The sequence below is a fragment of the Lentzea albidocapillata subsp. violacea genome, assembly GCF_900100275.1.
GTDB classification, from domain to species: domain Bacteria; phylum Actinomycetota; class Actinomycetes; order Mycobacteriales; family Pseudonocardiaceae; genus Lentzea; species Lentzea violacea.
Map to the genome: position 1 here is coordinate 187,912 of NZ_FNET01000002.1, position 13,960 is coordinate 201,871.

Annotated in this window: 8 protein-coding genes; 6 read left to right on the plus strand and 2 right to left on the minus strand. The window is 71.2% G+C overall.

Annotation, left to right across the window (positions count from 1 at the left end):
• Positions 1-178: 178 nt before the first annotated feature.
• Positions 179-466, minus strand: coding sequence for a hypothetical protein (locus tag BLR21_RS05880; protein ID WP_143027623.1), 288 nt, complete (start codon positions 464-466; stop codon positions 179-181).
• 26 nt (positions 467-492) lie between these two features.
• Positions 493-1,569, minus strand: a complete 1,077-nt coding sequence (locus BLR21_RS05885; protein WP_090004678.1) for a terpene synthase family protein — start codon at positions 1,567-1,569, stop codon at positions 493-495.
• Between the two features lie 432 nt (positions 1,570-2,001).
• Here BLR21_RS05885 and BLR21_RS05890 point away from each other — a divergent pair, with 432 nt between their 5' ends.
• The 6 genes from BLR21_RS05890 to BLR21_RS05915 all read left to right on the plus strand — a co-directional run bounded on the left by BLR21_RS05890 (position 2,002) and on the right by BLR21_RS05915 (position 13,958).
• A complete protein-coding gene (locus tag BLR21_RS05890; protein WP_218130766.1) occupies positions 2,002-3,108 on the plus strand; it encodes a polyprenyl synthetase family protein in 1,107 nt (368 codons plus the stop codon).
• A gap of 21 nt (positions 3,109-3,129) precedes the next feature.
• The gene (locus BLR21_RS05895; protein WP_256334495.1) at positions 3,130-3,771 is read left to right on the plus strand and encodes an ABC transporter ATP-binding protein; all 642 of its coding nucleotides are present in this window, start codon (positions 3,130-3,132) and stop codon (positions 3,769-3,771) included.
• A complete protein-coding gene (locus tag BLR21_RS05900) occupies positions 3,768-4,790 on the plus strand; it encodes a hypothetical protein (RefSeq protein WP_090004680.1) in 1,023 nt (340 codons plus the stop codon). The genes BLR21_RS05895 and BLR21_RS05900 overlap by 4 nt, the downstream gene beginning before the upstream one ends.
• 40 nt (positions 4,791-4,830) lie before the next feature.
• Complete coding sequence (locus tag BLR21_RS05905; protein WP_090004681.1) at positions 4,831-6,012, plus strand: geranylgeranyl reductase family protein; 1,182 nt, start codon at positions 4,831-4,833, stop codon at positions 6,010-6,012.
• Positions 6,013-6,073: 61 nt separating this feature from the next.
• Complete coding sequence (locus BLR21_RS05910) at positions 6,074-12,271, plus strand: type I polyketide synthase (RefSeq protein WP_090004682.1); 6,198 nt, start codon at positions 6,074-6,076, stop codon at positions 12,269-12,271.
• 316 nt (positions 12,272-12,587) lie between these two features.
• Entirely contained in the window at positions 12,588-13,958 is a 1,371-nt protein-coding gene (locus BLR21_RS05915) for a glycoside hydrolase family 43 protein (protein ID WP_218130767.1), read from the plus strand.
• Positions 13,959-13,960: the final 2 nt, after the last annotated feature.

Below are 13,960 nucleotides of genomic sequence, written 5' to 3' on the forward strand. Positions count from 1 at the left end.
CGACCTGTTACCAACGGGACCGCGGATCGGGCGTGACCAGGACAAATGATCCACCGGCAGGCCGCGGTCCACAGTCGACGATCAACTCGGCGCACTCCCCCGCACGCCAGGCACTTCTGGCGCACGGGCAATCCGCGGTGCGGTCAGCCGCGATCCCCTTTGGTGATCGGGAACGTGGTCATCCGCCAAGAGGCTCTTCGGCACCGCTGACCCACAGGACGTTCTGGTCGTCACAGCGCCAGTCGGTCCACCGGCCCATCAGAATTCCCGCGGCGCCCACGGCTTCGCACAGCATCATGTTGCTGAAACGGCGATAGCGCTTCCAAGCACCCTCGTCGGCACCACAGTCCGACTCGGCGACAACCGCGGATCCGGTCGTTGGCCGGGCGTCTGCCGGTGCGGCGGCCACGAGCACGGACGGAACGGCGATGGCGGTGGCGGCGAGTACGGACAGCAAGCGGTTCATGACGATCTCCCTCAGGTCGGTGTCGTTCACAGTTCGTCCCACCACCAGGTGATGGCGGGAATGGGCAGCGGTTCTTCCGTGATGTCGCACGGATCGGATGTCCAGGCGGCTTCGGCGCGGGGCAGGGGAACGGCCGGCCGCGAGCCGTCCGCGGCGGTGTAGCGGGGAACGTTCAACGCCCAGTCGATGTTGCCGCGGATGGCGTGCCCCAGGCAGGCGAGGTACTCCCGCAGCGCGGGGCTGCACGGGCGGGTGAGGACGGTGTCGCGCAGCCGCAGGAATCGAGCCATGACGCGGTCCCGCAGTGCGCGGGCCTGGTCGACCGCCGTGCTCTCGCCGACCCCGTACTGGTGCATCAGCACGTTGACGATGTTCTGCTCCGCCTCGCTCTCCCGCCTCTCCTTGACGTGGGAGTGCAGATCGTTGTCCCAGGAGGCGATCAGGATCGTCATCTCGGTCAGGGCGCGGATCGGTGGCGAGTCCATCTCCGCGCCGGGGATCTCGGCGCCGTTGGCGATCTCCAGCAGCGCTATCGTCGGTTCTCCTCCCGCTGCGTTGCTGCGCATGATGGTGTACTCGTCGAGCCCGGGCATACGGCCCTGCGCGCGGTTGGCGGTCTGCCAGGCGACCGCGTAGAGCCACGACCGGTGCGCGCGCACGAACCTCTGTGCCTGTACCGGTGTGGCGCGTTCGCGCATGCTGCGGGCGATGTCCTGGAACGCCAGGACGAGCGGGTCGCCGACCACCGCGTGCCACGGCGTCTCCAGCGCGCGCTGGGTTTCGCCCGCCATGCGCAGGAACTCGTGGGGCCTGGTGCTGAACTCGCCGGCGTCGCAGCGCAGGTCGTCGAAGAGGAAACCCCAGTAGACCCATCTCACGGCGACCTGCAGACCGTCGTCGTCCGCGTTTGGAGCGAAGCGGGAGAAGAACTCGGCGCTGTTGGTACCGATGAGCCGCCGGCGTTGCCTGTCGTCCGCCCACAGTCCTATGTGGTCCATCCACGCTATGGCGTCACGTTCCGCTTCCGCGGCGTGCGGATGGATGGCCGAGGCCTGGGGGCAGAAGAAGAGCCGGTGCTCGACGGGGTGGTCGAGGGAGGTCATCCTGGGTCTCCTTGAAGAATGGTGCCCAGCGAAAAGAATCATGATTCACGGCGTTCTGTTTCACCGGATGCGAGCGAAGTTGCCGCAGTTCGCAGATCGATTCAAGTGGTGTTCGCGGTTTCATGCCAAAGAGGGGACGGATATGCACTCGATGGAGGTGTGATTTTCGCGCACAGCAGGGTAAGTCGGCTGCGGATAGTCCGATCCCCACACATCCGAGTGTTCAGCGCGGCACGAGCGGTACCGCGCACACGGGTTTGAACTGGTGTCGACACCGGAAAGAGTGATCTCGCGGTCTCTTCCCGACTCCGGCTCGCCATTCACCGGCATCCGGTGTTAATTTCGGAAAGCCGCGACGGTAGAGCGATTCCCGTCCCACTTCCTGCGGCGTCCTCCGCACTCGGCTCACGCTCCAGCACCCACGGAGAAATGATGACCAGTGATCTCCTTGCCCTGTCCGCGCTTTCCGCGGCGGACTCAGGGCGTCCGAGCACGGCTCGAGTGCGTGAACAGGTGGACTCGGCCCTGACCGCTTTCCTGGCCGGCAAGCGCGGCTCCGCTCCGGACGCGTGCCTGCCGCCTCTGGTGGCGGTGCTGGGCGAGTTCCTGGAGGGCGGCAAGCGCCTCCGGCCGTTGTTCTGCCACTTCGGCTGGCTGGCCGGTGGGGGCGACCCCGACGGCGACCAGCCCGTTGTCGTGGGAGCGGCGCTGGAGTTGTTCCACACCTTCGCCTTGGTGCACGACGACATCATGGACGCGTCCGGCCTGCGGCGGGGCAAACCGACGGTGCACCGGTCGCTGGCCGCGGGTTTCCACGGCCCTGGCGGCCGGCAGGCCGCCGAGCGGTTCGGGACCAGCGCGGCGATCCTCCTCGGAGACCTGGCTCTGGTGTGGTCGGAGGAGCTGCTGTCCGTGCTCGACACCGAGACCGGACGCAGGAGAGCCGTGCGTGAGCTCGTCGGCACCATGCACGTCGAGCTGATCGCCGGCCAGTATCTCGACCTGCTCGGTGCGGCCGAGTCCGCCGTCGATCCCCTGCGGCGGGCATGGCGGGTGATCCGCCTGAAAACCGCCCGCTACACCGTGGAGTTACCACTGCGCATCGGCGCGGTGCTGGCGGGCGCCGATGCACACGTCCTCACCGCGTGCGGCGCTTATGGACGCCCGGTCGGTGAAGCGTTCCAGCTGCGAGACGACCTGCTGGGCGTGTTCGGTGACCCGGCCGTGACGGGAAAACCGGACCTGGACGACCTGCGTGAGGGAAAGCAGACCGTCCTGATGATTCTCGCGTGGAGGCAGGCCACCGAAGCGCAACGCGAGGTCATCGCCGCCCTGCACGGCAAACCGGACCTGGACCAGCAGGAGGCGGACCGGCTGCGCGAGGTCGTCCGCGACACGGGCGCCGTCACCCGCGTGGAGAAGCTGATCGCTGATCGCGCACAGCGAGCCCTGTCGGTGCTGAAGCCGGCTTCCTTCGCCGCACCGGCGAAGCAGGGCCTGGCCGAGCTCGCGGTGTTCGCCACCTCCCGTACGCGTTGAGCCGACTTCGAAGGGAGCGCGGTGTCCTCTGAGGACTTCACCCTGCAAGCCATGGGCCTGCACAAGGCGTTCGGCTCGCACCAGGTGCTACGAGGTGTCGACTTCTCCCTGCGACCAGGAGAGATCATGGGGATCATCGGCGAGAACGGCGCCGGCAAGACGACGCTGCTGCGGGTGTTGTCCGGTGAGCTCAGAGCCGACCGCGGCAGCGTCGTGCACAGGGGTCGCCTCGGCTACTGCCCGCAGCGCATCGTCGTCAACAACGAGCTGACCGTGCAACAACACCTGCGCTACTTCCAGAGCGCGTACCAGCTCACCACCCTCACCCGTGCCCACGAACTGGTGGAGCGCCTGGACCTGACCCGCTACCTGAGCCGCAAGGCCGGCCTGCTCAGCGGCGGCACCAAGCAGAAGCTCAACCTCGTCCTCGCGCTCATGCACGATCCCGGCGTGGTCCTCATGGACGAGCCCTACCAGGGTTTCGACTGGGACAACTACCTCGCGTTCTGGGCAATCACCCGGGAACTGTGCGACCGGGGCCAGTCCGTGCTGGTGATCTCCCACATCGCCCACGACATCAAGCGGTTCGACCGGCTGCACCGGCTGCGGGAGGGGCAGGTCTTCGCCGAGAAGGCCACCGCCGGCCGGAAGGTGGCGCCGTGAAGCCGGCCACCGCCGTGCTGGCAGACCTGCGCGCGGCGAAGCGGTCCCTGGACGGACGCACCACCTGGTGGGCCAAACTGCTCAAGGCCATCGGCTTCGAGGTCACCCAGCACGCCCGCAACCACCTCGCACTCGGGCTGGTGGTGTGCTTCATCCCGATCTGGCTCGGTGTGGTCCACACCGTCATCCCCAACAACACCATCGAGTTCCACTCCCGCGTGCTCGGCCACGCGATGCGCGTCGACGCCAACGAACTGGCCATGATCTCGGCGGTGATCAACGCCGTCACCCTGATCATCGGCTTCCTGCAGTTCGCGTCCGTGCGGCGTTCCAGCGACTTCGACCAGCGGCTGGTGCTCGCGGGACACCCGCGCCTGAGCATGCTGGCGGCCAAGTTCGTCGCCCTCGTCCTCGCCTCGGTGCCGGCCGCCGTCTACGCGGCGGTCGTCATGGACCTGTTCTGGGAACCGCGTCAGCCCGCGCTCGTCGGGTTCAGCCTGTTCACCAGCGCGTTGACGTACGGCGGTCTGGGCATGGTCCTGGGCCTGGCGCTGTCGAGCGAACTGGCGGGCATGTTCGTCATCATCATGGTCAGCCTGATCGACGTCATGGTGCAGAACCCCATCATCAACCCCTCCACCGACCTCGGCCCGGTACGGCTGCTGCCCACCTACGGATCGATGCAGTCCGCGGCCGTCGCCGGGTTCACCGACGACGGCGCGATCGGCCACGCGCTGCTCGGCCTGTTGTGGCTCCTGCTGTTCGGCCTCGTGAGCGTGACCGTGTTCCATTGGCGCACCAAGGACCACGCCGGCCACATCACGTCACCCGCCACGCAGACCGCGTCGGTCATCGTGACGTCCCGCGCCGACGGGACGCTGGCGATCGAGTCGACGGCGGGCCCGATCCTGCTGTGCTCCGAACTGCCCGGCTGTCCGGCGTCCTGCGAGAGAACCGTTCCACAGCCGCGTGTGCGCAAGGCCCGTGCGGTGCGGATCACGGCACCCGGCGCGTCCTGACCATTCCACGTTCGACCCTCCACTCAGGAACGGTGATCAGATGTCAGCGGATCGGTTCGAAGGGCAGCCGTGGGACGTGGTGGTCGTGGGGGCGGGCCCCGCCGGAGCCACCGCCGCCAGAGTGGCGGCGGAAGCGGGATGCCGTGTGCTGCTGCTCGAACGCGCTGCCGTACCGCGGTACAAGACCTGCGGGGGCGGGTTGATCGGGTGTTCGCAGGCGTTTCTGCCCGCCGGGCTCGCGGTCGCGGTCCGCGACGAGATCGACGCGGTGACGTTCGGCTGGAACGGACGTCGGGAACGCACCGTCGCCTCCACCGAGGGAGCGCGGTGCAAGATGGTGTTCCGCGACGAACTGGACGCCGCGCTCACCGAGGCGGCCGGCCGTGCCGGTGCGGTGGTGCGCGACCAGACCTCCGTGTCGGCGCTGGAGGACGGGAACGGCGAGGTCGTCGTCCGCATCGGTGGCGGCGAACGGATCCGCGCGCGGGCGGTCGTGGGCGCTGACGGCAGCGCCGGACGGGTGGGCCGCCAAGTCGGTGTCCGCTGCGAACAGGTGGACCTGGCGCTGGAGGTCGAGGTCCCGGTCGGCCCCGGCGACGCGGCGAGGTGGCGCGGCCGCATGTTGATGGAGTGGGGGCCGCTGCCAGGCTCGTTCGGGTGGGTCTTCCCCAAGGGCGGCATCTGCACGGCCGGCGTCGTCGCCACGCGCGGGCGGGGCGAGGCCACGAAGGCCTACCTGCGGGAGTTCCTGCAGCGCCACGGTTTGGCACACCTGACGCCGTTGCACGACACGGGGCATCTGACCAGGTGCCGCCGTCCTGACTCACCGCTGGGGCGGGGCCGCACGCTCGTGGCGGGCGACGCCGCGGGGCTGTGCGATCCGTGGTCCAGGGAAGGGATCTCCTTCGCGTTGCGGTCGGGCACGTGGGCGGGGAAGGCCGCCACCGAGATCGCACGGGCGGAGCGCCCGGCGGACGCGGAGCGGGCGCTCGGTACCTACACCAGCGCGGTGCGCTCCACCCTGGAGGTCGAGATGCGCGCCTCCCGCGAGGTCATGAACGTCTTCACCAAGCGTCCCGGTGTGGTCCACACCGCGTTGACCGCGTTCCCGCCGGTGTGGCGACGGGTCGACTCGTACCTCGGCGGTGACACCACGATCCCGGCGCTGCTCGGCACGCCCCTCGCCCGCACGGCTCTCAAGGTGGCGGGCCTCTTCGCCTGACCGCGGGGAGTCCTCCTCCGAAGTTCTCCGACCGGGGACCGAGACACCAGAAGGATTCACCATGCACGAGGACGACGCAGGCAACGACCGGCAGACGCCGGTGGCGATCATCGGAACGGCGTGCCGGACCCCCGGCGGGGTCACGTCGGCGGAAGAGCTGTGGCAGCTGCTGCTGGACCAGCGCGATGTCGTGGCCGGGTCCGGCCCCGGCCGGCGGTGGTCCGACGACGAACGCGTGGTCCCCGCCGACCTCGCGGGCTCGGGAGCGCTGGGCAGCGGCTCCTTCCTCGACGACGTCGACCTGTTCGACCCCGGCTTCTTCGGCGTGCCCGCCCGCGAGGCGGCCAGCGTCGACCCGCAGCACCGCTTGCTGATGGAGGCGACCTGGGAGGCGTTGGAGGACGCCGGTGTGCCGCCGCGCTCGCTGGCGGGGTCGCGCACCGGCATGTTCATCGGCATCTCCGGCGCCGATTACGCCAAGCGGTTCACGATGGCGGACTTCAACGTCTACCACGGCATCTCGGCGATCCCCTCGGGCGCGCCCGGCCGGATCTCCTACATCCTCGACGTCAACGGGCCGTCCCTCGCCGTGGACGGGGCGTGCGCCTCGTCCCTGATCGCCGTGCACCTGGCCTGCCGCTCGCTGCACAACGGGGAGGCCGACCTCGCGCTGGCGGGCGGTGTGACCGTGCAGCTCGAATGGGGCGGGCTCGTCGGTTTCGCCCGCGCGGGCGCCCTGTCCTCACGCGGGCGGTGCGCGGCGTTCGACGCGAGTGCGGACGGCTTCGTGCGCGGTGAGGGCTGCGGGATGGTGGCGTTGAAGCGGCTGGCCGACGCGCAACGCGACGGGGACCGCGTGCTCGCGGTGATCGCGGGGACGGCGATCAACCACGCCGGGCGGGTGCAGGGCATCACCCAGCCGTCACGCGGCGCCCAGCACGCCGTCATCCGGGCGGCGATGCGCTCGGCGGGCGTCACCGCGGACGACATCGGCTACGTGGAGGCGCACGGCACCGGCACGCCGGTCGGCGACCCGATCGAGTTCGCCGCGCTGACCGACGCCTACGGCACCTCCGGCCGCCCCTGCGCGCTGGGCTCGCTGAAGACCAACATCGGCCACCCGGAGAGCGCGGCAGGGGTGCTCGGGCTCATCAAGGCCGCGCTGGCGGTGCGGCGGGGCACCATCCCGGCGAACCTCCACTTCACGCGATGGAACCCCTCGATCGACGCGGACGGCACCCGTTTCGTCGTGCCCACCGCCACCACCGCCTGGGACAGCCCCGGCCGTCCTCGCCGCGCGGGGGTATCGGCGTTCGGCGTCACCGGCACGAACGCGCACGCCATCGTCGAGCAGGCGCCGCCCGCACCCGAGCCGCCCTCGCGAGGCCGGCCGGACAGGATCGTGGTCCACGCGCTCTCGGCCGCCTCACCGGGAGGGCTGGCGGCCACGGCCGGTCGCCTGGCCGACCACGTGGAGGCCTCCCACGACTCCCCCGCCGACGTCGCGCACACCCTGGCCGCGCACCGCAGCCATCTGTCCACCCGCGCCTGCGTGGTGGCGACCGGCCGCGACGGTCTGGTGGACGCCCTGCGCGCGGTAGCCGCCGGGCAGGACCACCCCGGTGTCCTTTCCGGACCGACGACCGATCCCGGCATGCCGGTGTGGGTGTTCTCCGGGCACGGCTCGCAGTGGCCCGGCATGGCCCGCGACCTGCTGGACACCGATCCCGCCTTCACCCGCACGATCGACCTCCTTGACGCCGTCGCCGCGCCCGCGGGCGTACCCGTGCGGCGGCTGCTGGCCGCCGGCGAACCGCTGGAACGGATGGACGTGGTCCAGCCGGTGCTCTTCGCCGTCCAGACGGCGCTGGCGGAGATGTGGCGGGCCAGGGGCCTGCGCCCGGCCGCCGTGGTCGGCCACTCGATGGGGGAAGCCGCCGCCGCGGTGGCGGCGGGCATGCTGACCCCCGAGGAGGGCATGCGCGTCACGATCGCGCGGTCGTCACTGCTCCAGCGCGTCGCCGGTGGCTGCATGGCCGTGGTCTCGCTGCCCGTCGACCGCGTCGAGGCCGAGATCGCCGGCACCCCCGGTGTGTCGGTCGCGGTGGTGACCGCCCCGGCGTCCACCGTCATCGCGGGCGACGGCCCTGCCGTGGCCGGGCTGATGCGCCGCTGGCAGGACGGCGGTGTGTTCTGCAGGCAGGTCGCCGTCGTGGTGGCCGCGCACTCCCCGCAGGTCGAGCCGATCCTGACCGAGATCGCCGAGCGGACGTCGTGGTTGCCGGGAACACCGGCGGCGGTCCCGTTCTACTCCACGGCGGGAGATCCGCGGGAGCCGGTGGTCTTCGACAGCGCGTACTGGGCGCGGAACCTGCGCGCCCCGGTGCGCTTCGACCTGGCCTGCAAGGCATTGGTCGAGGACGGGCACCGGGTGTTCCTGGAACTCTCGCCGCACCCGCTGCTGACCCAGGCCGTGGAGGAGAACGCCGCGGCGCTGGGAGCACCGGTGGTGGCGGTGGGCTCGCTCGACCGGGATCGCGGCGGCCACGAGTCGATGGTCCGCGCCGCCGCCGCGCTGCACGTGGCGGGTGTGCCGGTAGATCTCGTCGGCGTCAACGGCGGTGGCGCGCGGATCCCGTTGCCGCCCACCGCTTTCGACCGCTCCCGGTACTGGCAGGAACCCGTGCGCGGGTCACGCGGTGCGGCGTCGCACATGTGGCTGGGCGAGCGGTCGGCCGTACCCGATCCCGAGGCCGAGGACGGCACCCGGCACGTGTGGGACGCGGACCTCGGCACGGATCGCGCCGAGTGGCTGGCGCAGCACACCCTGCGCGGCACCCCGCTCGTGCCCGGCGCCGCCCACGTCGAACTCGCCCTGGCCGCGGCCACCGGCCTGCTGGGCTGCGGCACCGACGAGATCCGCCTGACCGGCGTGCGGTTCGAGCGCGCGCTGCCGCTGACCGCCTCCGTGCCCCTGCAGGTCGCGGCCACCAGGACCGGGCACCGCGTGGATGTCGAGGTCGTCCAGCACACCGGCGGCGGATGGGACCGGATCGCCGCCGCGACGGCCACCCGCGGCGACGGGGCGGCCGCTCTCCGCCCCGCGCTGCCCCTTCCCGATGCCCCGGCTGACCTGGACCACCTCTACGCGGCGTTCCGCCGGATCGGACTGGACACCGGTCCGGCCTTCCACTCGATCACCGCCACGACGGATGACGGAGTGGTCCGTCTGCAGGTGCCCACCGACGCGGAGATCCGCACCGGCGCCCCGTGCGTCCATCCCGTGCTGATGGACGGGTGTGTGCTGGCGGTGGCGGCGTGCCTGGTTCGCGGGGAGGAAGCCGACGACGGCGACGGCCCCTGGTTGCCCACGGGCATCGGCGAGGTCGTGCTGCCCGCCCAGCCCGGCCGCATCGCCTGGGCACGCGCCGAGGTGCGGCGAGACAACACCACCGCGACCGGCCGCGCCGACCTCTACGACGAAGCGGGCGAGTGGGTGGGCGCGCTCGAGGACGTCGGCTTCGTCCGCAACACCCGAGCCGCGGCCGACAGCGCACGGCTCAACGCCAGGCTGTTCGAGATCGCTTGGCGCCCTGTCCCCCTGCCGGAACGACATCCGGCGCACTCGGACGGCGTGTGGGCGGTGATCGGAGAACCCGGCGACCACGACGGCGTCGCCGAGCGGATGGTCACCGCGCTGACGGCGGCAGGGCTGCACGCTGCGGTCCACCACGACACGTCCGCGGTTCCCGAAGCCGCCGCGGTCGTGTGGTGCGCCACGGGTGCCCTCGACGATCTGGAGCGCGTGACGAAGGTGACCGCCCTCGTCCGTGAGCACGGACGGCACGACTCGCCACCCCGGCTGTGGCTGGTGAGCCGCAACGCGCGACCGGTCCTCGACGGCGACCCGGCCGACCCCGGTGTGTGCGCGCTGCGCGGACTGCTGCGCGTGGCCGCCGTGGAACAGCCCGAGTCGGAGGTGAGCTGGGTCGACGGCGACACCGGCACGGCGGAGGACCTGGCCGACGTCGTGGCCGAACTGGTGGCCGGAACGGCCGAGACCGAGGTCGCCTGGCGAGCCGGGCAGCGCTCCGTGGCGAGGTTGACGCGCGCACCGCTGGCCGGGCGGCCACCGCGGACCGGTCGTGAGATCGACGCGGTCGCGGGTGAGGACGAGTTCGTCCTGTGCCCGCACCAGGACGGGGGCCTGGACAGGCTGAGCCTGGTCGCGACCGGCGAGCCGCTGCCGGCGCCGGGGCCCGGACAGGTGCTGCTGCGACCGGTCGCGTGCACCGTGCACTTCCGCGACGTGCTGATCGCGCTGGGCATCTACCCGACCGACGACGGCAGCCTGCCCGCACTGGGCTCGGACGCCGCCGGGGTGGTGCTGGCGGTCGGTGACGGCGTCGAGGACCTCGAGCCCGGTGACCGGGTCACCACCGTGATCACGGACGGCAGCGGCTCGATGGCGTCCTACTGCCTGGCCAGTGCCGCGCTGACCGCGCGCATCCCCGAGGGCCTCGACCCCGTCGGCATCGTCCCGTCGGTGCTGACCTACCTCACCGCCTGGCATTCGCTGCACGACCTCGCACGACTGCGTGCAGGCGAGACCGTGCTGGTGCACTCGGCCGCGGGAGGCACCGGGCTCGCCGCGATCGAGGTCGCCCGGCTGCTCGGCGCCACGGTCATCGCCACCGCCGGTACCGAGTCCAAGCGCCGCTACCTGCGGGAGCACGGCGTGGAGCACGTGTTCGACTCACGAACCCTGGACTTCGCCGGGCAGGTGCGGGAAGCCACCGGTGGACGCGGTGCCGACGTCGTCCTCAACTCGCTGACCGGACCCGCCATGCGCGCCTCGCTGGACCTGCTCGCCCCGGCCGGGCGCTTCGTCGAGATCGGCAAGCGCGACCTGTACGACGGCGCGCGCGTGGACCTCGGCAAGTTCCGGCACGGCAACACCTACATCGCCCTGGATCTGGTGCTCACCGCGAACGAGCAACCGGCCGTGTTCCGCGCGGCGATGCTGCGGGTGCTCGACGAGATCACGGCCGGCCGGCTGCCCCTGCTGCCCACCGCGGTCGTCCCCCTGACCGAGGCCGCGGAGGCGTTCAGGCAACTGGCCTCCGGCGACCTCATCGGCCGCGTCACCCTCACCTTCCCCCAGGCCGGGCAACGGCTGCGCGTGCATGCACCCGCCCTCAGGAACGTGGTGCGCGACGGGGCGTCGTACGTCATCACGGGCGGTACGCGGGGCCTGGGGCTGGAGGCGGCCCGGTGGCTGGCGGAGTCCGGTGCCGGCCGGGTCGTTCTCGGTGGACGCGGCGGCCTCGCCCCCGATGCCGCCGCCGTGCTGGACACGGTCGCGGCCACCGGGTGCGAGGTGGAGGTCGTGCGTGGCGACATCGCCGATCCGGAGACGGCCCGGCGCCTGGTCGCGGCGGCGGGGCCGGACCTGCGCGGCGTGCTGCACACCGCCGTGGTGCTCGACGACGCCCCGCTGGAGGCCATGACCGCGGACCACCTGGCGCGCGCGTGGCATCCCAAGGTCACCGGCCTGCTGAACCTGCACGACGCGACCGAAGGCCTGGCCTTGGACTGGCTCGTGATCTTCTCGTCCATGTCGGCGCTGCTGGGCAATCCCGGTCAGACCAACTACGCGGTGGCGGGCTCGTGGGTGGACGCGTTCGCCCGATGGCGGCACGACCTGGGGCTGCCCACCCTGTCGGTGAACTGGGGAGCCTGGGGTGAGGCCGGCCGGGCGACGGGCTTCGCCGCACGCGGCTTCGACACCCTCTCCACCGCGGCCGGGTTCACCGCGCTGACCGCGTTGCTGCGCCACCAGCGGGTCAACACCGGGGTGCTCGACTACCAGCCCGAACTGCTGTTCCGCGCCTTCCCCCACGCACTGGACAACCCGCTGCTGGCCGACCTGCGCACGAGCGACACCTCCCACCGCGAAGTGACGCGGACCCTCGACCTGCGCGCCGTGCCGCCAGGTCCGGCGCGGGCCCGCATGGCGCAGGACGCCGTGGTGCACGTCCTCGCCGCGCTGCTCGGCACACAACCCTCCGCAGTGGCGACACATGCGAAGTTCACCGACCTCGGCCTGGACTCGTTGCTCGCCGTGGCCTTCACCCGCAGGCTGCGCAACGACCTCGACGTCCCTGTCAGCCCTGCCGAGGTGTGGGCGCACCCGTCACCCGCCGAACTGGCGGGCCACATCGACTCGTCGCTGGAGGCGCTCGCCGGCAGCGGATGAGACGGATCCTTCGCTGGGCACGGAGGTGCACGACCGCCGGACCGGGCATCGGTTCCCTGCGGTCGTGCGCCTCTCTGTGCCTGGGCGACGGCGCCGGTTTCGGCGTGCGCTCTGCCTGACGGAGCAGCGGCACGTGAGTCGTCGAATCGTGGTCGAACGACGCCCGGTGGAGTTTCGACGACGGTCGCCGGACCTCGTTGTTATCGCTAACTACGCCTCGGTACAGGCAAGCACCATTGCCAGGAACAGCAGCCTTGCCACATAGTGTTAACGCTCACTGTCCGAGCCTCCTCTCAATGGTGCAAGGAGCCGGTCCATGCGTATCCCCCTGCCGCGTGCCGTCCGCTCGTTCCGACGGCGCGCGTTGATCGCTCTCACGGTCGCGTTCGCCGCCGGGGCGGGTGTCGTCGCCACCGGTCCGGTGGCGACGGCCGCCGGCCCTGTGCCGCACTACCTGATGACCGCGTTCACGAACAGCAGCGAGTCGAACATGTACGTCTTCGACTCGCCGAACGCGACCAGCTTCACCCAGGTCAGGGCCAACGCCTACACGCCGCCGTCCGGACTGATCCGAGATCCCAGCGTCCTGCGGCACACCGACGGTTACTACTACCTCGTCTACACGACGAACTGGACGGGCGACACCATCGGTTTCGCCCGCAGCACGGACTACGTGAACTGGACGTTCCTGCGCAACGTCCGGGTAGGACTCAACGGCGCCACCGGCAGCACGTGGGCACCGGAGTGGTTCAAGGACTCCGACGGCAGCGTGCACGTGGTCTTCTCCGCGTCCACGGGCGGGACGGCGGGACAGTTCCGCCCGTACCGGATCACCGCGACGAACGCGGACCTCTCGGCGTGGAGCAGCCCGGTCGCGCTCGGCATCCCGGCCAACTTCATCGACAGCTTCCTGGTCAAGGTCGGCGGCACGTACCACAACTTCCTCAAGAACGAGACCACGAAGTACATCGAGCACGCCACCGCCACGTCGCTGAACGGGCCGTGGACCTTCGTCGGCACGGGCAACTGGGCGGGCTGGGGTGCCGGGCTCGAAGGGCCCGCACTCGTGCGGCTGCCCGACGGCCGGTGGCGGATCTACTTCGACCAGTACGGCCAGCGGCGGTACTTCCACGCCGACAGCACGAATCTCGCGAGCTTCGGCGCCAAGGTCGAACTCGCCGGGCTGTCCGGCGTCGCGCGGCACTTCACCGTGCTGCGGGAGGACTCCGGCGACGGCACGGCGGTCGCCACGGGCGCCCGGTCGCTGCGCTCGGCCAACCTCCCCGACCGGTACGTCCGCCACCGCGACAACCTCGGGTACGTCGAGCCCGTGAACTCGTCCAGCGCCCTGACGGCGCGCCGGGACGCGACGTTCACCGTCGTGGCCGGCCTGGCGAACGCGGGTTGTTATTCGCTGCGCTCGGTGAACTTCCCGGACCGCTACCTGCGGCACTACGACTTCCGCGTCCGGCTGGACACCAACAGCGGTGACGCGGTGTTCGCCCGCGACGCCACCTTCTGCGGCCGGGCCGGTCTGGCGGGCGGCGGCAGCACGTCGTTCGAGTCCTACTCCCATCCCGGCCGGTACCTGCGCCACGTGAACTACGAGCTGCGCGTCGACTGGCGGACCTCCGGCTCGGTGTTCGCCGGTGACGCTTCCTTCACCGTCGCCGCGCCACTGGCCTGAAA